Annotated in this window: 17 protein-coding genes; 14 read left to right on the plus strand and 3 right to left on the minus strand. The window is 70.7% G+C overall.

The window, feature by feature from the left end:
* The 8 genes from ACFQW6_RS20765 (at position 1) to ACFQW6_RS20800 (ending at position 14,576) form a co-directional block, all read left to right on the plus strand.
* Positions 1 to 1,161 (plus strand): MCE family protein, encoded by a 1,161-nt coding sequence (locus ACFQW6_RS20765; protein ID WP_378550092.1) that lies wholly within the window; start codon positions 1 to 3, stop codon positions 1,159 to 1,161.
* Positions 1,158 to 2,600: an MCE family protein gene (locus ACFQW6_RS20770; protein WP_378550095.1), complete on the plus strand. Its 1,443-nt coding sequence runs from the start codon at positions 1,158 to 1,160 to the stop codon at positions 2,598 to 2,600. The genes ACFQW6_RS20765 and ACFQW6_RS20770 overlap by 4 nt, the downstream gene beginning before the upstream one ends.
* Positions 2,597 to 3,910 (plus strand): MCE family protein, encoded by a 1,314-nt coding sequence (locus ACFQW6_RS20775; protein WP_378550098.1) that lies wholly within the window; start codon positions 2,597 to 2,599, stop codon positions 3,908 to 3,910. The genes ACFQW6_RS20770 and ACFQW6_RS20775 overlap by 4 nt, the downstream gene beginning before the upstream one ends.
* Positions 3,911 to 3,955: 45 nt before the next feature.
* Positions 3,956 to 4,645 (plus strand): hypothetical protein, encoded by a 690-nt coding sequence (locus ACFQW6_RS20780; RefSeq protein ID WP_378550101.1) that lies wholly within the window; start codon positions 3,956 to 3,958, stop codon positions 4,643 to 4,645.
* Positions 4,642 to 5,439: a J domain-containing protein gene (locus ACFQW6_RS20785; RefSeq protein ID WP_378550103.1), complete on the plus strand. Its 798-nt coding sequence runs from the start codon at positions 4,642 to 4,644 to the stop codon at positions 5,437 to 5,439. Before ACFQW6_RS20780 ends, ACFQW6_RS20785 begins: the two co-directional genes overlap by 4 nt.
* Positions 5,440 to 5,692: 253 nt before the next feature.
* On the plus strand, positions 5,693 to 9,274 hold the full coding sequence (locus ACFQW6_RS20790; RefSeq protein WP_378550106.1) for a DNA-directed RNA polymerase subunit beta: 3,582 nt from the start codon (positions 5,693 to 5,695) through the stop codon (positions 9,272 to 9,274).
* A gap of 118 nt (positions 9,275 to 9,392) precedes the next feature.
* Positions 9,393 to 13,238 carry a DNA-directed RNA polymerase subunit beta' gene (locus tag ACFQW6_RS20795; protein ID WP_378550109.1) on the plus strand — a complete coding sequence of 1,282 codons (3,846 nt, stop codon included), beginning with the start codon at positions 9,393 to 9,395 and terminating at the stop codon, positions 13,236 to 13,238.
* 90 nt (positions 13,239 to 13,328) lie between these two features.
* On the plus strand, positions 13,329 to 14,576 hold the full coding sequence (locus tag ACFQW6_RS20800) for a geranylgeranyl reductase family protein (RefSeq protein WP_378550112.1): 1,248 nt from the start codon (positions 13,329 to 13,331) through the stop codon (positions 14,574 to 14,576).
* Positions 14,577 to 14,614: 38 nt separating this feature from the next.
* On the opposite strand, the gene ACFQW6_RS20805 is transcribed toward ACFQW6_RS20800, so the two are convergent.
* The gene (locus tag ACFQW6_RS20805) at positions 14,615 to 15,640 is read right to left on the minus strand and encodes an acyltransferase family protein (RefSeq protein ID WP_378550114.1); all 1,026 of its coding nucleotides are present in this window, start codon (positions 15,638 to 15,640) and stop codon (positions 14,615 to 14,617) included.
* A gap of 31 nt (positions 15,641 to 15,671) precedes the next feature.
* Here ACFQW6_RS20805 and ACFQW6_RS20810 point away from each other — a divergent pair, with 31 nt between their 5' ends.
* From ACFQW6_RS20810 to ACFQW6_RS20825, 4 genes are all read left to right on the plus strand, one after another.
* On the plus strand, positions 15,672 to 16,574 hold the full coding sequence (locus ACFQW6_RS20810) for an NUDIX domain-containing protein (protein WP_378550117.1): 903 nt from the start codon (positions 15,672 to 15,674) through the stop codon (positions 16,572 to 16,574).
* Positions 16,567 to 17,835 (plus strand): hydroxyacid-oxoacid transhydrogenase, encoded by a 1,269-nt coding sequence (locus ACFQW6_RS20815; protein WP_378550120.1) that lies wholly within the window; start codon positions 16,567 to 16,569, stop codon positions 17,833 to 17,835. Before ACFQW6_RS20810 ends, ACFQW6_RS20815 begins: the two co-directional genes overlap by 8 nt.
* Positions 17,836 to 17,976: 141 nt before the next feature.
* Positions 17,977 to 19,191, plus strand: a complete 1,215-nt coding sequence (locus tag ACFQW6_RS20820) for a class I SAM-dependent methyltransferase (protein ID WP_378550123.1) — start codon at positions 17,977 to 17,979, stop codon at positions 19,189 to 19,191.
* Positions 19,184 to 20,074, plus strand: a complete 891-nt coding sequence (locus ACFQW6_RS20825; RefSeq protein ID WP_378550126.1) for a hypothetical protein — start codon at positions 19,184 to 19,186, stop codon at positions 20,072 to 20,074. Before ACFQW6_RS20820 ends, ACFQW6_RS20825 begins: the two co-directional genes overlap by 8 nt.
* Here ACFQW6_RS20825 and ACFQW6_RS20830 read toward each other — a convergent pair.
* Positions 20,071 to 20,766, minus strand: a complete 696-nt coding sequence (locus tag ACFQW6_RS20830) for an aspartate/glutamate racemase family protein (RefSeq protein ID WP_378550129.1) — start codon at positions 20,764 to 20,766, stop codon at positions 20,071 to 20,073. The genes ACFQW6_RS20825 and ACFQW6_RS20830 overlap by 4 nt on opposite strands.
* A 20-nt stretch (positions 20,767 to 20,786) precedes the next feature.
* The gene (locus ACFQW6_RS20835; protein ID WP_378550132.1) at positions 20,787 to 21,539 is read right to left on the minus strand and encodes an SDR family NAD(P)-dependent oxidoreductase; all 753 of its coding nucleotides are present in this window, start codon (positions 21,537 to 21,539) and stop codon (positions 20,787 to 20,789) included.
* Between the two features lie 41 nt (positions 21,540 to 21,580).
* Here ACFQW6_RS20835 and ACFQW6_RS20840 point away from each other — a divergent pair, with 41 nt between their 5' ends.
* On the plus strand, positions 21,581 to 22,474 hold the full coding sequence (locus tag ACFQW6_RS20840) for an RNase H family protein (RefSeq protein ID WP_378550135.1): 894 nt from the start codon (positions 21,581 to 21,583) through the stop codon (positions 22,472 to 22,474).
* 58 nt (positions 22,475 to 22,532) lie between these two features.
* Positions 22,533 to 22,904: a hypothetical protein gene (locus tag ACFQW6_RS20845; RefSeq protein ID WP_378550138.1), complete on the plus strand. Its 372-nt coding sequence runs from the start codon at positions 22,533 to 22,535 to the stop codon at positions 22,902 to 22,904.
* The last annotated feature ends 15 nt before the right edge of the window (positions 22,905 to 22,919 follow it).

Here is a 22,919-nt window from a genome sequence, read left to right on the forward strand (position 1 = left end):
ATGGACCTCGTGAAGCGCTTCCTCGTGCCGCTCGTCGTGCTGGGCTTCGTCGTCGCGGCGGCCGTCAGCTTCCTCGGCGGCGACACGTCCAAGACGCTCGTCGCCCACTTCCCTCGCGCCATCTCCGTCTACGAGGGCAGCGACGTGCGCGTGCTCGGCGTGGCCGTCGGGACGGTGACGCGCGTCGAGCCGACCGGCACGGACGTGACCGTGACGATGACGTACGAGGACGAGGTGAGGCTGCCCGCCGACGCCCGGGCGGTGATCATCGCGCCGTCGGTGGTGGGCGACCGCTACGTGCAGCTCACGCCCGCCTACCCGGGCACCGGCAAGGTCCTCGCCGACGGCGCCGAGCTCACCGTCGAGGAGACGGCTCAGCCGCTCGAGCTCGACCAGATCTACGAGAGCCTCGACCGCCTCAACGTCGCCCTCGGGCCCCGCGGCGCCAACAAGTCAGGCGCCCTCTCGGACCTGTTGTCCGTCACGGCGGACAACTTCGGCGGACAGGGCACGACCTTCCGGCAGACGATCAAGGACTACTCCCGCCTCAGCTCCACGCTTGCCGGCAGCTCCGACGAGCTCTTCGGGTCGGTCGAGGCCCTCGGCGGCTTCATGGAGACCCTCGCTGCCAACGACCAGACCGTGCGCCAGTTCAACCAGTCCCTCGCCGACGTCTCCACCATGCTGGCGGGGGAGCGCCAGGAGCTGGTCGCGGCGACGAGGAACCTCTCGGTGGCGCTCACCTCCGTCAAGGAGTTCGTGGAGGAGAACAAGGGGTCACTGAGCCGCAACATCACCGGCATCAACCGGGTCGCCAAGGTGCTGGTGCGCCAGCGCGCGGCCCTCGACGAGATCCTCCACGTGGCCCCCGGAGCGCTCAACAACCTCGCGCTGACCTACAACCCGCAGGCCGGCACGCTCGACACGCGCGCCAACTTCGGCCAGTCCATCGACCAGCTCGAGATCGACCCGGCCGCGCTCCTGTGCGGCTTCGTCGGCCAGGTCGAGCGCTCGGGGCAGGTGTGCGACCGGATCACCGACCTGCTCGCCCGGCCCCGCGCCGGTGCCCTCGACCGCAGGGCAGCGCCGCTGCCCGCGCAGGACGTCTTCGACCCGACCCTCGGCGGCCTCGTCGCGCCGGACCCGGAGGTGGAGCGGTGACCCGGCTCAAGGTGCTGGTCCTCGGCGTGCTCGTCACGCTGTTCCTGTCCGCGTGCGAGGCCAGCGTCTACTCGCTGCCGCTCCCGGGCGGACCCGACGTGGGCAAGGACCCGATGACCGTCAAGGTGGAGTTCGCCGACGTCCTCGACCTGGTGCCGCAGTCGACGGTCAAGGTCAATGACGTGAGCGTCGGCAAGGTGTCCGCCATCGACCTCGAGGGCTACCAGGCCCTCGTCACGCTCGAGATCCAGCGCGACGTGGACCTCCCCGGCAACGCGGTCGCCGAGCTGCGTCAGACCAGCCTGCTCGGCGAGAAGTTCGTCGAGCTCAGCGCCCCCGACGAGGGTGCGATCGCGTCCCGGTTGGAGGACGGGGCGGTCATCCCCCTCGAGCGGGCCGGTCGCAACCCCGAGGTCGAGGAGGTGCTGGGCGCCCTGAGCCTGCTGCTCAACGGGGGCGGCGTCGCGCAGCTCAAGACCATCACCCAGGAGCTCAACCTGGCCCTCGAGGGCCGCGAGGACTCCGCGCGCTCCGTGCTGCGCAACCTCCGCACCTTCACCGGCCAGCTCGACGAGAACAAGACCGACATCGTCGACGCCATCGAGTCCCTGAACCGCCTCGCGCTCGCGGCGGAGAAGCAGCTGCCGACCATCGACAAGGCGCTCGACGAGCTGCCCAGCGCGCTCGACTCCATCGACCGCCAGCGCGACGACCTGGTCGAGATGCTCGCGGCCCTCGACCGGCTGTCGTCGGTCGCGGTGGACGTGATCACCCGCTCCAAGGGCGCCACCATCACCTCGCTCCAGCGCCTCGACCCGGTGCTGACCCAGCTCGCCGCGTCCGGTGACGACTTCACCAACGCCTTCAACGTCTTCCTCACCTACCCGTTCGTCGACGAGGTCGTCGGCCGGGACCCCCAGGTGGCGCGCAACCTGCACATGGGCGACTACACCAACCTGTCGATCACCCTCGACGTCGACCTGACCAGCATCCCGACGACGATCCCGACGACGCTGCCGACCGAGGCGTGCATCCCGCTGAACGCCCTGCCGCAGGACGGCCCGCTGCCCGACACCAGCACGCTGTGCCAGGACGCGCTCGACGCCATCAACACGTGCCTCGAGGGTCTGCGTCGCGGCGACGTGGCGGCGTGCGTCGGCCTGCCGGGGTCGGTCATCAGCGTGGTGTGCCAGCAGTTCCCCGTCCCCGGCCTCTGCGGGGGCTCGGGCACCCCGACCGTGCCCCTGCCGACGCCCACGCTGCCGACCGTCCCCGTCCCGTCGATCCCGACGATCACCCTTCCCGGCCTGCCCCGGCCCGGGGCGTACCCCACGAGCGCCCCGCCCGACAGGAGACGAGGGCCGACGATGGCCCAGCTCGCCGAGGTCTACGACCCCGCGCTCGTGAGCCTCCTGGTCCCGGCCATGGTGACGCGATGATCACCCGCCGGACCAAGCTGCAGCTCCTCGTCTTCGCCATCATCACGCTGGTCGGCGTCAGCTTCGTGGGCGCCCGCTACGCGCGGCTCGACCGCCTCGTCATGGACCAGAGCTACGCCGTGGTGGCGCACTTCGCCGACTCGGGCGGCGCGTTCGCGGGAGCGGAGGTGTCCTACCGCGGGGTGCGCGTGGGCGAGGTCGAGGAGCTCGTCCTCACCGACGACGGTGTCGACATCGTGCTCGACATCGACGACGAGCACGACGACATCCCGGCCGACGCGCACGCCCTGGTGGGCAACCGGTCGGCCGTCGGCGAGCAGTACGTCGAGCTGCAGCCGCAGAGCGACGACGGCCCGTACCTGGAGGACGGCTCGGAGATCGCGCGCGAGCTGACGTCGACCCCGATCCAGACCGACACCCTGCTGACGCACCTCGACGAGACGGTCCGCAGCGTCGACCAGGACGACCTGCGCACCGTGACCTCGGAGCTCGGCCTCGCGTTCAACGGCGCCGGCGACGACCTGCAGACCATCCTCGACAGCAGCAGCGAGCTCATCACCGCCGCCGAGCAGAACTTCGACGTCACCGTCGACCTCGTCCGCGACAGCAACACCGTCCTCAACGGGCAGATCGACTCCGAGCGCGCCTTCCGCCGCTTCGCGCGGGACCTGTCGGTGTTCTCCACCACGGTGGCCGACCACGACCGCGACCTGCGCCGGCTGATCGAGGACGGCTCGCTCGGCGCCAACGAGCTGCGCGTCTTCCTCGAGGACAACGAGGTGGAGCTCGGCGACCTCATCAACAACCTGGTGACCACCGGCGAGGTCGTGGTCAAGCACCTCGACGGGATCGAGCAGCTGCTGGTGATCTACCCGTACGTCGTCGAGGGCGGCTACACCGTCGTGTCCCGGTCGCCCGGCACCGGCCTGTACGACGCCCACTTCGGCATGGTGCTGACCCAGGACCCGCACGTGTGCCTCGGCGGCTACGAGGGCACCGACCGCCGCTCGCCCCTCGACGGCAGCGACGCCGCGATGGACGAGGGCGCCGGCTGCACCGAACCCGCCTCGCAGTCCAACGCCCGCGGCGCGCAGAACATCCAGGCGCCCAGGGCGGCCACCGGGTGGGGTGCCGCGGACTTCGCGTACGACCCGGAGACGGGCGCCGTGACGTCCGACCCTGCCGAGATCGAGCGGCTCACGGGGTCGCGTGCGGCGGCGCCGCGCACCCTCGGCGAGGACAGCTGGAAGTGGCTCTACCTCGAGCCGCTGCTGGGGGACGGCGTGACGTCCGGGGCCGACGGTCGTTGACCCTCCAGACCCCTTGGAGGAGGGGTCGGAGCTCAGGGAGGGAACATGTCCGTGCTGACCGACCTCGCCCGACCGGGCGAGTCCGTCGAGACCGGGTCCGACGGGACCGGGTCCGCCACCCGCGACCCCGAGCGGCCGCCGCGGTGGCGGAGCGTCCTTGCCGTCGCGCTCACGCTCGTCGTCGTGGCCTGCCTCGCCCTGCTGGTGTGGCTGACGGCCGGCGGGCGCGCGGCTGCAGACGGCGGTCTCGACCACGCCGAGGAGCGCGAGCAGGTGATGAGCCTGACCGACCAGTTCGTGAAGCGGCTCGGCACCTACAGCCCCGACATGCTCGACGACTCCGGGCAGATGCCCGACTACCGCGACCAGGTGCGGGAGGTGATCACGCCCAAGTTCGCCGCCGACTTCGACAAGGAGGTGGCCACGGTCGAGCAGCTCGTCGCCCAGGGCGGCATCACCCGCACTGCCGACGTCTTCGCCACCGCCGTCTCGTCCGTCGACGACGACTCCGCCCGGGTGCTGGTCGCCGGGGCGTTCACCGACCGCTACTCGCAGGGTGAGGGCAAGCAAGGATCGGGGCAGGCGCGGACCGTCGACCAGGAGCCGCTGCCGTTCCGCTTCACCGTCGACCTGGTGGTGATCGAGGGCGAGTGGCTCGTCGACGACTTCACCCCCGTGAGCGCGCCCGGCGAGCCCGGGGTGGGCAACGGGACCAACGAGGGGAGCGCCCCGTGAGCGACGCACCCACCTGGTACGACGTCCTCGACGTGCCGCGCGACGCCCCGACCGAGGACGTCCGCGCCGCCTGGAGGGACCGGATCGCCGACCTCGAGCCGGGCGACCGCCGCTTCGACGCGCTCAACCGGGCCGCGAAGGTGCTCCTCGACCCGCCCGCACGTGAGGCGTACGACGAGAGCATCCCGGGGTCCACCCCGCTGGTCGAGGAGGGGCCCCAGGCCCGTCACGGGAGCGAGGTCGACGAGCAGCCGGGTCTCGTGCCACGGCGTCGCCGTTCCTCGTCCACCGGGACGGTGACGGCGGCCGGCGTCCCGACCTGGCTCCTCGCTGGGCTCGGCGTGCTGGCGGCCGGGCTCGTGGTGGCGACCGCCTGGACGTGGACGCGCGGCGGGTCCGCCGGCGACGACTCGGCCGCCCGCGCCGCCCAGGTCGCCGCCGAGCGCGCCGTCGTACCCGTGCTGTCCTACGACCACGAGTCGCTCGAGGCCGACCAGCGGGAGGCCCAGGCGCTGATGACCGGCGGCTACCGCGAGGAGTACGACAAGCTCTTCACGGTCCTGGAGGACAACGCCCCGCAGACGCAGACGAAGGTCAGCGCCTCGGTCGTCGCCTCCGGTGTCGTGCGGGCGAGCGACGACCGGGTTCAGGTGCTGGTCTTCGTGGACCGCCCCACGACCAACAAGCTCAACGCCGAGCCGGTGGTCTACAAGGACCAGGTCACCGTCTCGATGCAGCGCGTGGACGGTGACTGGCTGGTCGACGACCTGATCACCTCGCCCACCCCGGGGTAGGTGCGCGGGCGGGGGAGGGCCGGCGGAACGGGGAGCAATCGGCGCGTTCTGCTTGACCCGGGGCGATGTGGCGTTCATAGTCATGGCCAACGCGTGGAGCTGACCCTCTGGGAAATCGACCCCGCGTTTGTGGCGTGTCCTGAGTTGCGCTATCGTGTCTCCTTGCGCCTGCCCTCAGATGCCCGACGCCTTCCGGACGGTCGTCGTGGTGGTCGGCAAGCGCCGATCACTTGCTCATTTGTGAGGACACCTCTTGGCCGCGCGCAGCTCCGCTGGTAACCACCGTCGCACCTCTTTCGCAAAGATCACCGAACCTCTCGAGGTTCCCCCCCTCATCTCGCTCCAGACGAGCAGCTTCGACTGGCTGGTCGGCGGCGAGCGCTGGGAGGCGGAGGTGGCCGCCCGCAGGGCTGCCGGTGAGGACGTCTCCGAGAAGACCGGTCTGCAGGAGATCTTCGAGGAGATCTCCCCGATCGAGGACTTTTCCGAGACGATGATGCTCTCCTTCGACAACCCCGTCTTCCTCGACGAGAAGTACACCGAGGAGGAGTGCAAGGAGAAGGACTTCACCTACTCCCGCCCGCTCTACGTCTCGGCCGAGTTCATGAACCACGAGACCGGCGAGATCAAGGGCCAGACGGTCTTCATGGGCGACTTCCCCATGATGACCAAGAAGGGCACCTTCATCATCAACGGCACCGAGCGCGTCGTCGTGTCGCAGCTCGTGCGCTCGCCCGGTGTCTACTTCGAGTCGAGCCCCGACAAGACGTCCGACAAGGACATCTTCACCGCCAAGCTCATCCCGAGCCGCGGCGCCTGGCTCGAGTTCGAGATCGACAAGCGCGACCTGGTGGGCGTGCGTCTGGACCGCAAGCGCAAGCAGAACGTCACCGTCCTGCTCAAGGCGCTCGGCTGGACCACCGACCAGATCCGCGAGGAGTTCGGTCAGTACGAGTCGATGATGCTGACCCTCGAGAAGGACAGCGTCCGCTACGAGGTCGTCTACGAGGAGCTGCAGAAGAAGGCGCGGGGCGAGGCCCCGACCGCCGAGCAGGTCAACGACGAGGTCACCCGCCTCGCGCTGCTCGACATCTACCGCAAGCTCCGTCCCGGCGAGCCGCCGACGGCCGAGGCCGCGCAGACGCTCCTCAACAACTACTACTTCAACCCGAAGCGCTACGACCTGGCGAAGGTCGGCCGCTACAAGATCAACAAGAAGCTCGGCCTCCACGAGGCGTTCGACCAGCAGACGCTGACCATCGACGACGTCGTGGCCGCCATCCGCTACGTCGTGCAGCTGCACGCCGCGGGTGTCCAGGCCGACGCGCCCGACCTGGTCGACGCCGAGGGCAACGTCGTCGAGGGTCCTGACGGTGCTCCCGTCAAGGTCCAGGCCGACGACATCGACCACTTCGGCAACCGCCGCATGCGCACGGTGGGCGAGCTCATCCAGAACCAGCTCCGCACGGGCCTGGCCCGCATGGAGCGCGTGGTCCGCGAGCGGATGACGACCCAGGACGTCGAGGCCATCACGCCGCAGTCCCTGATCAACATCCGTCCCGTGGTCGCGGCGCTGAAGGAGTTCTTCGGCACCTCGCAGCTCTCGCAGTTCATGGACCAGACCAACCCGATCGCCGGCCTGACGCACAAGCGTCGCCTGTCGGCCCTCGGTCCCGGTGGTCTGTCCCGTGACCGCGCCGGCATGGAGGTCCGTGACGTCCACCCGTCGCACTACGGCCGCATGTGCCCCATCGAGACCCCTGAAGGCCCGAACATCGGTCTGATCGGCTCGCTGGCCTCCTACGGCCGGATCAACCCGTTCGGCTTCGTCGAGACCCCCTACCGCAAGGTCGAGGGTGGCGTGGTCACCGACCAGATCGACTACCTCACCGCCGACGACGAGGACCGCTACGTCATCGCGCAGGCCAACGCGCCGCTCGACGCCAAGATGCGCTTCACCGAGGAGCGCGTCCTGGTCCGCCAGAAGAACGGCGAGGTCGACGCGATCCTGCGTGACGAGGTCGACTACATGGACGTCTCCCCGCGCCAGATGGTGTCGGTCGCGACGGCCCTGATCCCGTTCCTCGAGCACGACGACGCCAACCGCGCGCTCATGGGCGCCAACATGCAGCGTCAGGCCGTCCCGCTGATCACCAGCGACAGCCCGCTCGTCGGCACCGGCATGGAGTACCGCGCCGCCGTCGACGCCGGCGACGTGGTCGTGGCCGACAACGCCGGTGTGGTCAAGGAGGTGTCCGCCGACGCCATCGAGACGATGAACGACGACGGCACCTACCAGACCTACAAGCTGGCCAAGTTCCGTCGCTCCAACCAGGGCACCTGCATCAACCAGCGCCCGCTGGTGAAGGCCGGTGACCGCCTCGAGGTCGGCACGCCGATCGCCGACGGTCCCTGCACCGACGACGCCGAGATGGCGCTGGGCACCAACCTGCTCGTCGCCTTCATGCCGTGGCAGGGCCACAACTACGAGGACGCGATCATCCTCAGCCAGCGCCTGGTGCAGGAGGACGTCCTCACCTCGATCCACATCGAGGAGCACGAGGTCGACGCCCGCGACACCAAGCTCGGCCCCGAGGAGATCACGCGGGACATCCCGAACATCTCCGAGGAGGGCCTGGCCGACCTCGACGAGCGCGGCATCATCCGCATCGGCGCCGAGGTCACCACCGGTGACATCCTGGTCGGCAAGGTCACGCCCAAGGGCGAGACCGAGCTCACCCCCGAGGAGCGCCTGCTCCGCGCGATCTTCGGTGAGAAGGCGCGCGAGGTGCGCGACACCTCGATGAAGGTGCCCCACGGTGAGTCGGGCACGGTCATCGGCGTGCGCGTCTTCGACCGCGAGGACGGCGACGACCTGCCTCCGGGCGTCAACCAGCTGGTGCGCGTCTACGTCGCGCAGAAGCGCAAGATCTCGGTCGGCGACAAGCTCGCCGGACGCCACGGCAACAAGGGCGTCATCGCCAAGATCCTGCCGATCGAGGACATGCCGTTCATGGAGGACGGCACGCCGGTCGACGTCGTGCTCAACCCGCTGGGTGTGCCGCGTCGTATGAACATCGGCCAGATCCTCGAGCTGCACCTCGGCTGGCTCGCCAAGCAGGGCTGGGACCTCAACCTCTCCGGCGAGAAGGGCGAGTCGGACTGGAAGAAGCGCCTCATCTCGATCGGCGCCGACCAGGCCGACCCCAACACCAAGGTCGCCACCCCGGTGTTCGACGGTGCCCGCGAGGACGAGATCACCGGTCTGCTCGGCTCCACGCTGCCCAACCGTGACGGTGAGCGGATGGTCAAGGAGGACGGCAAGGCCAACCTCTTCGACGGTCGCTCGGGTGAGCCGTTCCCGGAGCCGGTGGCTGTCGGCTACATGTACATCCTCAAGCTGCACCACCTCGTCGACGACAAGATCCACGCTCGCTCGACCGGCCCCTACTCGATGATCACGCAGCAGCCCCTGGGTGGTAAGGCCCAGTTCGGTGGCCAGCGGTTCGGTGAGATGGAGGTCTGGGCGATGGAGGCCTACGGCGCCGCCTACGCCCTCCAGGAGCTGCTGACGATCAAGTCCGACGACGTGCCGGGCCGCGTGAAGGTCTACGAGGCGATCGTGAAGGGCGAGAACATCCCCGACTCCGGCATCCCCGAGTCGTTCAAGGTGCTCGTCAAGGAGATGCAGTCGCTCTGCCTCAACGTCGAGGTGCTGTCGCAGGACGGCAGCGCGATCTCGCTCAAGGACGCCGAGGAAGACGTCTTCCGGGCGGCCGAGGAGCTTGGCATCGACCTGTCCCGCCGCGAGCCCAGCTCCGTCGAAGAAGTCTGAGGTGACGCCCGCCCGGTGGTCTCGTGCGGGTCGCTCAGCGCGACCGTCACGACCAGCGGGCGGGCCCCCTCGGTCCCCAGCTCCACTTTCCACGTACTAACGAAGGACTACAGCCATCGTGCTCGACGTTAACTTCTTCGACCAGCTTCAGATCGGCCTGGCCACCGCGGACGACATCCGCACGTGGAGCCACGGCGAGGTCAAGAAGCCGGAGACCATCAACTACCGCACGCTCAAGCCCGAGCGTGACGGCCTCTTCTGCGAGAAGATCTTCGGTCCCACCCGGGACTGGGAGTGCTACTGCGGCAAGTACAAGCGCGTGCGCTTCAAGGGCATCATCTGCGAGCGCTGCGGCGTCGAGGTCACCCGCTCCAAGGTGCGCCGTGAGCGCATGGGCCACATCGAGCTCGCCGCTCCCGTGACCCACATCTGGTACTTCAAGGGCGTCCCGTCGCGCCTGGGCTACCTGCTCGACCTGGCGCCGAAGGACCTCGAGAAGGTCATCTACTTCGCCGCCTACATGATCACCTCGGTCGACGAGGACGCGCGCCACCGCGACATGGACTCCCTGGAGAACAAGGTCGGCCTGGAGCGCGAGCGCCTCGAGAAGCGCCGCGACACCTCCGTGGAGGACCGCGCCAAGAAGCTCGAGGAGGACCTCGCCACCCTCGAGGCCGAGGGTGCCAAGGCCGACGCCAAGCGCAAGGTGCGCGACGGTGCCGACCGCGAGATGAACCAGCTCCGCGACCGCGCCAACCGTGAGATCGCGCGTCTCGAGGAGGTCTGGGACACCTTCAAGAGCCTCAAGGTCCAGGACCTGCTCGGCGACGAGCTGCTCTACCGCGAGATGAAGAACTGGTTCGGCAAGTACTTCGAGGGCCACATGGGCGCCACGGCGATCCAGAAGCGCCTCCAGGACTTCGACATCGAGGCCGAGGTCGAGTCGCTGCGCGACACGATCGCCAACGGCAAGGGCCAGCGCAAGGTCCGCGCCCTCAAGCGCCTCAAGGTCGTCGACGCGTTCCGCAAGACCGGCAACCAGCCCATCGGCATGGTGCTCGACGCCGTCCCGGTGATCCCGCCGGACCTGCGTCCGATGGTCCAGCTCGACGGTGGCCGCTTCGCCACCTCCGACCTGAACGACCTCTACCGCCGCGTCATCAACCGCAACAACCGCCTCAAGCGACTGCTCGACCTCGGCGCGCCCGAGATCATCGTCAACAACGAGAAGCGGATGCTGCAGGAGGCCGTGGACAGCCTCTTCGACAACGGTCGTCGCGGTCGTCCGGTCACCGGCCCGGGCAACCGGCCGCTGAAGTCGCTCTCCGACATGCTGAAGGGCAAGCAGGGTCGCTTCCGCCAGAACCTGCTCGGCAAGCGCGTGGACTACTCGGGCCGTTCGGTCATCGTGTCGGGTCCGCAGCTCAAGCTGCACCAGTGCGGCCTGCCCAAGCAGATGGCGCTCGAGTTGTTCAAGCCCTTCGTCATGAAGCGCCTGGTCGACCTGTCGCACGCGCAGAACATCAAGTCCGCCAAGCGGATGGTCGAGCGCGCCCGCCCGGTCGTGTGGGACGTCCTCGAAGAGGTCATCACCGAGCACCCCGTGCTGCTCAACCGCGCGCCCACCCTGCACCGCCTCGGCATCCAGGCCTTCGAGCCGCAGCTGATCGAGGGCAAGGCCATCCAGATCCACCCGCTCGTCTGCGGCGCGTTCAACGCCGACTTCGACGGTGACCAGATGGCCGTGCACCTGCCGCTGTCCGCGGAGGCGCAGGCCGAGGCCCGCATCCTGATGCTGTCGACCAACAACATCCTCAAGCCGTCGGACGGCCGTCCGGTGACCATGCCCTCGCAGGACATGATCATCGGCCTGTTCTGGCTGACCGCCGACCGTGACGGTGAGCCCGGCGAGGGTCGCGTCTTCTCCAGCCCGGCCGAGGCGATCATGGCCTTCGACCGTGGCGAGATCACGCTGCAGAGCAAGATCAGGATCCGCCTCACCGACGTGGTGCCGCCGCTCGACCTCGAGCTCGGCGCCGACTGGGAGGAGCGGACCGCTCTCCTGCTCGACACCACCCTCGGCCGTGTCCACTTCAACGACACGCTCCCGGCGGACTACCCGTTCGTCAACGAGGAGGTCGGCAAGAAGCGTCTCGGCGCGATCGTCAACGACCTCGCCGAGCGCTACACCAAGGTGCAGGTCGCTGCCTCGCTCGACGCCCTCAAGGACGCCGGCTTCCACTGGGCCACGCGCTCGGGTGTGACCGTCTCGATCGACGACGTCACCACGCCCGACAGCAAGGCCGAGATCCTGGGCCGCTACGAGGCCCAGGCCGAGAAGGTCCAGAAGAACTACGAGCGCGGTGTGATGACGGACGACGAGCGTCGTCAGGAGCTCATTGAGCTGTGGACCCAGGCTGCTGCCGAGGTCGGTCGCGCGATGGAGGCCAACTTCGACCGCAAGAACCCGATCTACATGATGGTCGACTCGGGTGCCTCGGGAAACATGAACCAGATCCGGCAGGTCGCGGCCATGCGTGGTCTGGTGGCCAACCCGAAGGGCGAGATCATCCCGCGCCCGATCAAGGCCAACTTCCGCGAGGGCCTGACGGTGCTCGAGTACTTCATCGCCACCCACGGTGCCCGCAAGGGTCTCGCCGACACCGCGCTCCGCACCGCCGACTCGGGCTACCTGACCCGTCGTCTGGTGGACGTGTCGCAGGACGTCATCATCCGTGAGGACGACTGCGGTACCGAGCGTGGCCTGCCCAAGCGGATCGACGACGAGCACGTGGAGACCTCGGCCTACGCCCGCTCCTCGGCGGTCGACATCCTGCACCCGGAGACGGGTGAGGTGCTCGCCACCGCCGGCGAGGACCTGGGTGACGTCAAGATCGGTGAGCTCGTGGCCGCCGGTGTCACCGAGGTCAAGGTCCGCTCGGTCCTGACCTGCGACGCCCGCACCGGCACCTGTGCCAAGTGCTACGGCCGCTCGCTGGCCACCGGCAAGCTGGTCGACATCGGTGAGGCGGTCGGCATCATCGCCGCCCAGTCCATCGGGGAGCCCGGCACGCAGCTGACCATGCGCACGTTCCACACCGGTGGTGTGGCCTCCGCCGACGACATCACGCAGGGTCTGCCCCGTGTGGTCGAGCTCTTCGAGGCCCGCTCGCCCAAGGGTCGTACGCCGATCTCGGAGTCCGCCGGTCGCGTGAAGATCGAGGAGACCGACAAGGCCCGCGTCGTCGTGGTCACCCCCGACGACGGCTCCGAGGTCCAAGAGATCCCGGTGTCGAAGCGTTCGCGCCTCAACGTCGAGGACGGCGACCACATCAACGTCGGTCACCACATCACCTCCGGTACGCCCGACCCGCAGGACGTCCTGCGCATCCTCGGCGTCCGCAAGGCCCAGGAGCACCTCGTGGACGAGGTCCAGGAGGTCTACCGCTCGCAGGGCGTGGCGATCCACGACAAGCACATCGAGATCATCGTGCGGCAGATGCTGCGTCGCGTGACGGTCATCGAGTCCGGTGACACCAACCTGCTCCCGTCCGACCTGGTCGACCGGGTGCGGTTCGAGGAGGAGAACCGTCGCGTGGTCTCCGAGGGCGGCAAGCCGGCCTCGGGTCGCCCGGTCCTCATGGGCATCACCAAGGCCTCGCTCGCGACCGAGTCGTGGCTCTCGGCGGCCTCCTTCCAGGAGACCACCCGGGTGCTCACGGACGCCGCGATCAACGGCCGCTCCGACAGCCTCCGTGGCCTGAAGGAGAACGTGATCATCGGAAAGCTCATCCCGGCCGGCACCGGCCTCGAGCGCTACCGCAACATCCGGGTGGAGCCCACCGAGGAGGCGCGCGCCGCGGCCTACTCGGTCACCGGCTACGACTCCTACGACTACGACTTCGGTCCGTCGTCGCAGGCGGTCGCACTCGACGACTTCGACTTCGGTTCCTACCAGAACTGATCGAGTCACCTCCGAACCCCGGCCCCCCGCAAGGGAGGTCGGGGTTCGGGCCATTTCGGCGGATGCTGACCCGCCTGAGAGGATCTGGCCGTGACGACCCCCTCCTCGCGCCCGACCTCCGCCGACGTGCTGGTGGTCGGCGCCGGACCCGCCGGCTCCGCCGCCGCGGCGTGGGCCGCCCGTGCCGGGCTCGACGTCGTGCTGGCCGACGCGGCGACGTTCCCTCGCGACAAGACCTGCGGTGACGGGCTGACCCCCCGCGCGATCGGGGAGATGCAGAAGCTCGGCCTCGAGGACTGGCTCCGTGCCCACACCGTCAACGAGGGCCTGCGTGCCCACGGATTCGGCCAGACCCTCCTGCTCCCGTGGCCGGGCGGCTCGCTGCCCGACTGGGGGTCGGCGGTCGCTCGCACCGAGCTCGACGACCACCTGCGCACGGTGGCGATCAAGAGCGGCGCACGTGCCGTCGACGGCGCCCGCGCGGTCGGCGTACGCCACGAGGGGGAGCGGGTCGCGGCCGTCGAGCTGCGCGACGCCGAGGGCACCTACGAGGTCGCCTGCCGGTGGCTCGTCGTGGCCGACGGCGTCCGCTCACCCCTCGGCAAGCTCCTCGGGCGCGAGTGGCACCGCGACACCGTCTACGCGGTGGCCGGTCGCTCCTACGTCGACTCGGAGATGAGCGACGACCCGTGGATCAGCTCGCACCTCGAGCTCCGCGACGAGCAGGGCGAGCTGGTGACGGGCTACGGGTGGATCTTCCCGCTCGGCGACGGCACCGTGAACCTCGGCGCCGGCACGCTGGCGACGAGCCGACGCCCTGCCGAGGTCGCCATCAAGCCCCTGATGCAGACCTACGCCGACACGATCGGCGCGGACTTCGGGCTCTCGGGGGAGCTGCGGATGCCGACGTCGGCGCTGCTGCCGATGGGTGGCGCGGTCAGCAACGTCGCCGGCCCCAACTGGGCGCTCATCGGTGACGCCGCCGCGTGCGTCAACCCGCTCAACGGCGAGGGCATCGACTACGGCCTCGAGACCGGTCGCCTCGTCGCCGAGCACATCGCGAGCGGCGTCGGCCTCGGTGAGGCCTGGCGCTCGACGCTGGTGGAGCACTACGGCGAGGCGTTCTCGATCGCCCGCCGCCTCGCCGGGATCGCCACGCAGCCGAAGGTGGTCGCGGCGCTCGGCCCGGCCGGGATGCGCTCGGACTGGCTGATGACGCTCGCCCTGCGCTGGATGGGCAACCTCGTCGACGACGCCGACCGCGACCGCGCTGCGCGCGTCTGGCGCTGGGCCGGCCGCCGGTCGATGACGCGTGACGCCCGGCCACCCTTCGCCTGAGCCGGGAGCACGCCCCGACGCCGTGACGCGAGCCGCGGTCAGACGGACGTGGGGGCCGAGCTGGCCCGGTTGCGGCGCGTCTCGAGCCACCCGAGCGGGTTGGTGAACGGCTCGAGCACCCGCCGCACGGGCGGGCACGCGAGGAACAGGCTGAGGCCGACTGCACCGAGGACGGTCAGGACCAGGCCGAGCGTCGGGTAGGACGCGGTGAAGTCGGGCCAGCCGAGCCCCATGAACGTCTTGATGACGAAGCCGTGGAAGAGGTAGACGACCATCGTCGCGGTGCCCATCGTGGTGAACCACCCGAGGTTGCGGCGGGGCACCAGCGACATCGCGGCGAAGGCGCCGACGAGCCCGACCATCATCACGGTGAGCCGGGTCTGGAAGGCGATCTCGTTGTCGATGGGGAGGTCGGAGTAGCCGGTGTCGTACCAGAGCAGGGCGGTCTCGGCCCACGTGTCGGTGTAGAGCGCCATCACGCCGATGCCGACCAGCATCGGCACGGCGGCCACCTTGACCCACACGTCGTCGAGGTGCGCGAGGTGGCGGGGCTTGAGGTGGAGGCCCAGCACGAAGAACGGCAGCAGGCCGAGGAAGCGCGGGATCATCAGGGAGTCGTCCGTCCAGAGCCCGCCGAGCAGGCTGACGATCACCGAGAGCGGCAGGAAGAGCCAGTGCCGCTTCAGGATCGGTGTCACCAGCCGCCACATCAGCAGCACGATGAGGTACCACATCGTCCAGTGGGGCTGGAGCCACAGCGGGCCGGTGACGTCCTCGCCGATCACCCCCCGGCGGTAGTAGAACAGCGCAGGCTCGAAGAGGAGGTAGGGGACCAGGAGCGTGTAGACCAGGTTCTTCATCCGTCGCCGGTCCCACTCGAAGGACTTCGAGAGGTAGCCGCTGATGAAGACGAAGGCCGGGATGTGCCACAGGTAGATGAAGTCGTAGACCCAGTGGCTGCCCGCGCTGGCCTCGACGAGCCCGATCGCGTGCCCCACGACGACCAGCGTGACCAGGACCATCTTGACGTTGTCGAGCCACGGATCTCGGGACGCGGGGGACACGGCGCACACCGTACTTCACTAGGTTGGAGGCATGGGTTCCCTGCCGAGGCGACAGCGGGTGGCGGCGTACGCCGTCATCCTCCGCGAGCGTGGTGGTCGGGTCGAGATCCTGCTGAGCCGCCTGGCGCCACGGGTCTCCCGCTCCGAGCTGTGGACTCTCCCGGGGGGCGGCGTCGACCACGGCGAGGACCCGCGCGACGCCCTGATCCGCGAGGTGCAGGAGGAGGCGGGCCTCGACGCCACCGTGGGTGACCGGGCCCGCGTCTACAGCGCGCACATGCCTCGCGCGCCGCGGGACGGGCAGCTCGTCGACGCCCACGCCATCCGGCTCGTCTACGAGGGCTGGGTGGCACCGGACGCGCCCGCCCCGCGGGTGGTCGAGGTCGACGGCTCCACGGTCGAGGCCGCCTGGAAGGCGCTCGACGACGTCTCCTCGGGTGCCGTGCCGGTGTCGTCCGTGGTGACCGAGGCCCTCGTCGACCACCGCCCCTTCCGGCTGCAGCGCGTCGCGGCGTACGCCGTCGTCAGCCGCTGCGCCGCAGGCGGCGACGAGGTGCTGCTCACCCGTCTCTCGTCCAGCGCCGCGCACCCCGGGCAGTGGACGCTGCCCGGCGGGGGTGTGGACCACGGCGAGCACCCGTCGGTCGCGCTGGCACGTGAGGTCGAGGAGGAGTGCGGGCTTCCGTGCGAGGTCGGCGCGCTGCTCGGGGTGCACGACACCCACTTCTCCGGCACCGCCCCGTCGGGGCGGATCGAGGACTACCACGGCGTGCACCTCCTCTACCGGGCGAGCGTCGCCGACGGGGAGCCCCGAGTGGTGGAGGTGGACGGCACCACCGACGCCGTCGCGTGGGTGCCCATGACACGGATCGCATCCGGCGAGGTCGACGTGCTCGACGTCGTCACCTACGCGTTGGGAGCCCGGCGTGACTGAGCGCATCTTCACCTATGCCGCACCCGGGCTGAAGTTCGGCCGCGGCGCCAGCGACGAGATCGGCTGGGACGTCCAGCAGCTGTGCCGCGACGTCCCGGGCGACGCGGCGCGGCGGGTGCTGCTCGTCACCGACCCCGGGGTGGCGGCCACCGGGCACCCCGACCGGATCGCCGACAGCATGCGGTCCCGCGGCCTCGAGGTGGTCCTCTACGCCGAGGCCCGGGTCGAGCCGACCGATGCCTCGCTCGAGGCAGCCGTCGCCGCGGCCCGCGAGAGCGGCCCCTTCCACGCCGTGGTGGCGGTCGGAGGCGGCTCGTCGATCGACACCGCCAAGGCGGTCGACCTCATGCTGACCAACCCCGGCGAGCTGATGGACTACGTCAACGCGCCGGTCGGCGGCGGTCGGGCGCCGGAGCACCCGCTCCTGCCGCTCGTCGCCGTGCCGACGACCACCGGCACGGGAGCCGAGTCGACCACCATCTGCGTTCTGGACGTCCTGGCGCTCGAGGTCAAGACCGGCATCTCCCACGCCCGGCTGCGGCCCACCCTCGCCGTCGTCGACCCGGACCTGACGATGACGCAGCCCGCGATGGTGACCGCGTCGGCGGGCATGGACATCCTCTGCCACGCGCTCGAGAGCTGGACGGCGCGGTGGTTCGCCGACTTCGACGCCAAGCAGCCCGAGCAGCGGGTGCCCTACTGCGGCGCCAATCCCATCGCCGACATGTGGGCCGAGAAGTCCCTGTCGCTGCTGGCCGGTTCCTTCCGGCGCGCGGTCCGTGACGGCTCCGACGCCGAGGCGCGTGAGCAGATGGCGCTCGCCGCCACCTTCGCCGGGCTGGGCTTCGGCAACGCCGGCGTCCACGTCCCCCACGCCTGCGCCTACCCGATCGCCGGCCGGGTCCGCGACTACCGCCCCGAGGGCTACCCCGCGGACGAGCCGATCGTCCCGCACGGGATGGCCGTCGTGATGACCGCGCCCGCCGCCTTCGCGTTCCTCCACGACGCCGCGCCCGAGCGCCACCGCCGTGCGGCCGAGCTCCTCGGCGGCACCGGCGAGCCGCTCCCCGACGTGCTGCGCCGCCTGATGCGGGACGTGGGCCTGCCGAGCGGCCTGGCCGAGCTCGGCTTCGGGCAGGCCGACGTCGACGACCTGGTCGAGGGTGCGCTCAAGCAGCAGCGCCTGCTCGCCACCGCACCCGTCGAGGTCAGGGCCGAGGACCTGGCCACCGTGTTCCGGGAGTCGCTCGAGCACTGGTGAAGCAGCAGGGACGACGGAGCGAGGAATGAGTCGGCGCCGCGCCGGTCACTAGGATGAGGACATGAACCCCCGCCACCGTCGACTCGTGATCCCGGTGGCGCTCGGGGCACTCATCCTCATCGTCGTCCTCGCCGCCGTCCTGTGAGCACCACCCCCGGGGCTGAGCTCGCCACCGTCCGCTCGGCGGTCCTCGACGCCGACCACCTCGTGCGCGCGCTCGCGAGCGGTCGGCGCAAGGGCCGCCCGGTCCCCGTCGTGGAGGGACGCGAGGTGCGTCGTGTCGAGGTGCGGGTCGTCGACCTCCGGGCCGGGCGCCACCTGCAGGTGACGTCGTACGACGACACGCAGGCGCACACCACCAACCACCTCGTGGGCGAGGCGGCCGAGGCGGCGGTGGACGCGCTGCTCGCCGAGCCGTTCGCCAACTGGCACGTCGACACCACCACCATCACGCACCAGCTGCGGGTGACCAAGAAGGGCGTGCCCCTGCTGCACACCGCGCCGCGCACCGACGAGGTCGCGCCGTCCCGGGGCCACGACCGGCCGAAGGACCGGCTCCTCGCCGAGGACCACCCTGTGCTCGTCGCCCTCGGGATCAGCGACGCGCAGGGGCGGGTCAAGCCGACCCGGCAGGCGAAGTACCGCCAGGTGGAGGAGTTCGTCCGGCTGCTCGACGCGAGCCTCACCGAGGCCGTGGCGCAGGGGCGGGTGCGCACCCCGACCGCCGACGACCCGTTGCGGGTGGTCGACCTCGGCTGCGGCAACGCCTACCTCACGTTCGCCGCCCACGCCTACCTCTCCGACCGCCTCCCGGTGCGGGTCACCGGCGTCGACGTCAAGCAGCAGTCCGCAGACCACAACTCGCGCGTCGCCGTCGAGCTGGGCATCGAGGCCGACTTCGTCGTCGGGTCGATCGCCGACGCCCGGCTCGAGCAGGCGCCCGACGTCGTGCTCGCCCTGCACGCGTGCGACACCGCGACGGACGACGCCCTCGGACGCGCGCTCGAGTGGGAGGCCCCGCTGGTCCTCGCCGCTCCGTGCTGCCACCACGACATCGCCGCCCAGCTCCGCACGACGGACGTGCCGGAGCCCTACGCGATGCTCACCCGTCACGGCATCCTGCGCGAGCGCTTCGCCGACACCCTCACCGACGCGCTGCGTGCCGCGCTGCTGCGGCGCGAGGGCTACCGCGTCGACGTCGTCGAGTTCGTCGAGAGCGCCCACACCCCGCGCAACACGCTGCTGCGGGCCGTGCGCACGGGTGCCGACGGCTCCGACGCGGCTCGCGAGTACGACCACCTGATCGCCGCCTGGGGCGTCCGACCCCGGCTCGGTGAGCTGCTCGGGCATGGCTGACGGTCGCCGGGTCGCCCTGGGCGCCCTCGTCGCCGTCCCCTTCCTGCTGGGGGCGGCCGCCGGTGCGCCGGGAGCGGCCGACCACCCGGCGTTCCGCTTCGAGGACCCCGAGATCGTGGAGTCGAGCGGACTCGTCGTGATGCCGGGCGCAGGGCGCGACGCCGGCCTGGTCGTGACCACCAACGACTCCGGCGACTCCGGCCGGGTCTTCACCGTCGACCCCGCCACCGGCACCACGGTCGGCGTGACGACGTGGCCGACCGATCCCGAGGACGTGGAGGCGCTGGCTCCTGCCGGCCCCGGCCACGTGTGGGTCGCCGACATCGGCGACAACCGGCACGCCCGCGCATCGGTGTCAGTGCTGCGGGTGCCGGTCGGGCGCGGGGACCGTGAGGTCGTGCCGGAGGTGTACGAGCTCGACTACCCCGACGGTCCGCGCGACGCCGAGGCGCTGGTCAGCCACCCGGTGACCGGCCAGCTGTTCCTCATCACCAAGGGTGTCTTCGCCGGCACGGTGTACGCCGCCCCGCAGCGGTTGCGCGCCGACCGACCCAACCGCCTCACCGAGGTCGGCCAGGCACCGGGCATCGTCACCGACGCCACCTTCCTGCCCGGCGGGGGAGGGGTGGTCATGCGTACCTACTCGGCGGCCCACCTGTCGGCGTTCCCGTCGTGGCAGGGCGTCGAGTCGTGGGAGCTGCCCGCCCAGGACCAGGGCGAGGGCGTCGCCCTCGCCGGGGACGAGCTGCTGGTCAGCACCGAAGGCGCCCGGTCGCAGGTGCTCCGGGTCGGCCTGCCGGCGTCGGCCGGCGCGACCGACCTGCTCTCGCCGGCGTGGACGGGCCTGCGCTGGCTCGCGACGTCGTACGCCCTGCCGGTCTAGCCGTCGGCGAGGGCCGCGTCGAGCGCGGCCTGGACGTGCAGCGTGGTGCAGGGGAAGACCGGCAGCTCGACGTCGGCCTGCTTGACCAGGAGCTCGAGCTCGGTGCACCCGAGCAGCACGCCGCCGGCGCCGGCGTCCCACAGCTCCTCGATGATCGACACCACCCGGCTGCGCGTGCGGGGCAGCACGACACCGTGCACGAGCTCCTCGTAGATCACGTCGTTGAGGAAGTCGTGGTGCGACGCGTCGGGCACCACGACCGACAGCCCGTGGCCCTCCAGCCGGTCGACGAAGAACGACTCCGACATCGCGACCTTGGTGCCGATCAGCCCGACCGTCCCGACGCCCGCGGCCTTGACCGCCTCCGCCACGACGTCGCCGAGGTGGAGGAGCGGGATGCCCACCGCGTCCTCGACCTGGTCGGCGACCTTGTGGAACGTCGTGGTGCACAGGAGCAGGAAGTCGGCACCCGCCCGCTCGACCCCGCGGGCCGCGTCGGCGAGCAGCGCCCCGACCTGGTCCCAGCGCTCGTCGTCCTCGAGGTGGGTGACCTCCGCGAAGTCGACCGTCGTGAGCGCCAGCCTGGGCGAGGACAGCCCGCCGAGGCGCTCCCGCATCCCGAGGTTGAGGTCGCGGTAGTAGACCGCGCTGCTCTCCCAGCTCATGCCGCCGACGAGTCCGATGGTCTTCACGCGCGGCAGTCTTCCATGCCTCAGGTGCGGTGCACCTTGTGTGCCGCAGCCTGGGCACGCGGCTTGATCACCAGCTCGTCGATGTCGACGTGCGAGGGCCGGGTGGCCACCCACGCGATGGCGTCGGCGACGTCCTCGGCCAGCAGCGGCTGGTCGACGCCGGCGTACACCGCCTCGGCCCGCTCCTGGTCGCCGCCGAAGCGCACGAGCGAGAACTCGTCGGTCCGGACCATCCCGGGGGCGACCTCGCTGATGCGCACCGGCTCCCCGTTGAGCTCGAGCCGCAGCGTCTCGGTCACGACCTTCACGCCGTGCTTGGCCGCGGTGTAGCCCGCGCCGCCCTCGTACGCCCAGCGCCCGGCCGTCGACCCGACGTTGACGATCACCGCGTCGCCGCTGGCCCGGAGGGCGGGCAGCAGCGCCTTGGTCACCCGGACGAGGCCGAGGACGTTGACGTCGTACATCCAGCGCCAGGCGTCGAGGTCGGCGCCGTCGACGCGGTCGACCCCGACGGCACCGCCGGCGTTGTTGACCAGCACGTGGCAGGTGCGCACGGCCGCGGCGAGGGCGTCGACGGACGCCTGGTCGGTGATGTCGCACGTGATCGCCTCGCCCCCGATCTCGGCGGCCAGGTCCGCGATGCGGTCGGTGCGGCGGGCGGCGCACACGACGCGGAAGCCCTCCGCCGCGAGGGCGCGTGCTGTCGCGGCACCGATGCCGCTGGAGGCACCGGTCACGACGGCGGTGCGGGGCTGGGTGCTGTCCTCGGTCATGCGCCCATCCTGCCAAGATCCTGTGCTGGCAAGATGCGCGGGTGATCTTCGCGGCGGCTGACGGTTCGGCACTCGGCAACCCCGGCCCGGCCGGCTGGGCGTGGTACGTCGACGACGACTGCTGGGCGTCCGGCGGCTGGCCGCGCGGCACCAACAACATGGGTGAGCTGATGGCGGTCCTCGACCTCCTCCAGCAGACCGCCCACGTCGACGACGAGCTGCACGTGTTCTGCGACAGCAAGTACGTCATCGACTCGGTCACGAAGTGGATGCCGGGCTGGAAGCGCAAGGGCTGGAAGAAGAGCGACGGCAAGCCCGTGCTCAACGTCGAGCTGATGAAGGCGCTCGACGCCGCCATGGAGGGCCGGCGCGACAAGGTCCGCTTCGAGTGGGTCAAGGGCCACGCCGGCCACGAGCTCAACGAGGCGGCCGACAAGCGCGCCAACGCGGCCGCGTCCGCCTACCAGCGCGGGGTCGAGCCCGATGCCGGGCCGGGCTTCGCGGGCAGCAGCACCGCCCACCCCGCCGCAACGGTGGGGCAGGTCGAGCACGAGCCCGACCTGTTCAGCGACCTCGCCGACCAGGCCCTGCAGGTGGAGCCGACCGACGAGGAGCACGTCGTCGCCATGGAGCGGGCGCTGCTGAGCGACGAGGTGCGCGGCGACCGGGCAGCCGTCGCGGCCCTGCTCCATCCGCAGTGGCAGGAGGTCGGACGCTCGGGCCGGTTGTGGACCCGCGCGGACCTCCTCGCCGAGGTCGGCCCAATCGATCCGGTGAGCCTCGACGTGGTGTCGGTCGAGCGGGTCGACCGCGACACGATCCTGCTCCTGTGGCGAGCGCTGGCCGACGAGCGGTCGACGCTGCGCAGCAGCCTCTGGGTGCGCGCCGGCGGGCACTGGCAGCAGCGCTTCCACCAGGGGACCGACGAGCGCTGAGCTCCCGTCCCACGGCCCCGGGACCGCCCGTAGGGGTGGGGCGTGGCACACTCGTCCGATGCCTCCTGCGAAGCTCGCTGCGTCGCTCGCTGTCCTGGGCGGCGTGCTGTGGATCCTGCACGCGCTGCTCGGCGGCGGCGACGGCTCCGTCCTTGACGTCCTCCACGTCATCGGCCTCGCGTGCCTCATGGCCGCGTCGGCCGTCTTCGGCACCACGCTTGTCAAGGGCGACGCCGTGGCCGTGCGCGCCGTCGTCGGCGTGGCGTCCGCCCTCCTGGCGCTGTCCGCCATCGAGGCGTTCCGGCCCGCCGACACCTCGTGGTACGACGGCTTCTGGGGGGTCGTGGCCCTGGTCCTCGGTGGCCTCGCGCTGGTGCGTGGCCGGGGCCGCTGGACCAGCCGTCGCCCGGCCGGCGCCCACGCCCGCTGACCGCCGGGGATCCAC

It is taken from the genome of Nocardioides sp. GCM10028917, assembly GCF_042666175.1.
Classification (GTDB): domain Bacteria; phylum Actinomycetota; class Actinomycetes; order Propionibacteriales; family Nocardioidaceae; genus Nocardioides.

What these genes read in the sequence shown, in the direction of transcription:
- ACFQW6_RS20780 (WP_378550101.1), top strand. Translation starts at nt 3,956, where the DNA reads ATGTCCGTGCTGACCGACCTCGCCCGACCGGGCGAGTCCGTCGAGACC.
- ACFQW6_RS20845 (WP_378550138.1), top strand. Translation starts at nt 22,533, where the DNA reads ATGCCTCCTGCGAAGCTCGCTGCGTCGCTCGCTGTCCTGGGCGGCGTG.
- ACFQW6_RS20765 (WP_378550092.1), top strand. Translation starts at nt 1, where the DNA reads ATGGACCTCGTGAAGCGCTTCCTCGTGCCGCTCGTCGTGCTGGGCTTC.
- ACFQW6_RS20835 (WP_378550132.1), bottom strand. Translation starts at nt 21,539, where the DNA reads ATGACCGAGGACAGCACCCAGCCCCGCACCGCCGTCGTGACCGGTGCC.
- ACFQW6_RS20825 (WP_378550126.1), top strand. Translation starts at nt 19,184, where the DNA reads ATGGCTGACGGTCGCCGGGTCGCCCTGGGCGCCCTCGTCGCCGTCCCC.
- ACFQW6_RS20810 (WP_378550117.1), top strand. Translation starts at nt 15,672, where the DNA reads ATGGGTTCCCTGCCGAGGCGACAGCGGGTGGCGGCGTACGCCGTCATC.
- ACFQW6_RS20775 (WP_378550098.1), top strand. Translation starts at nt 2,597, where the DNA reads ATGATCACCCGCCGGACCAAGCTGCAGCTCCTCGTCTTCGCCATCATC.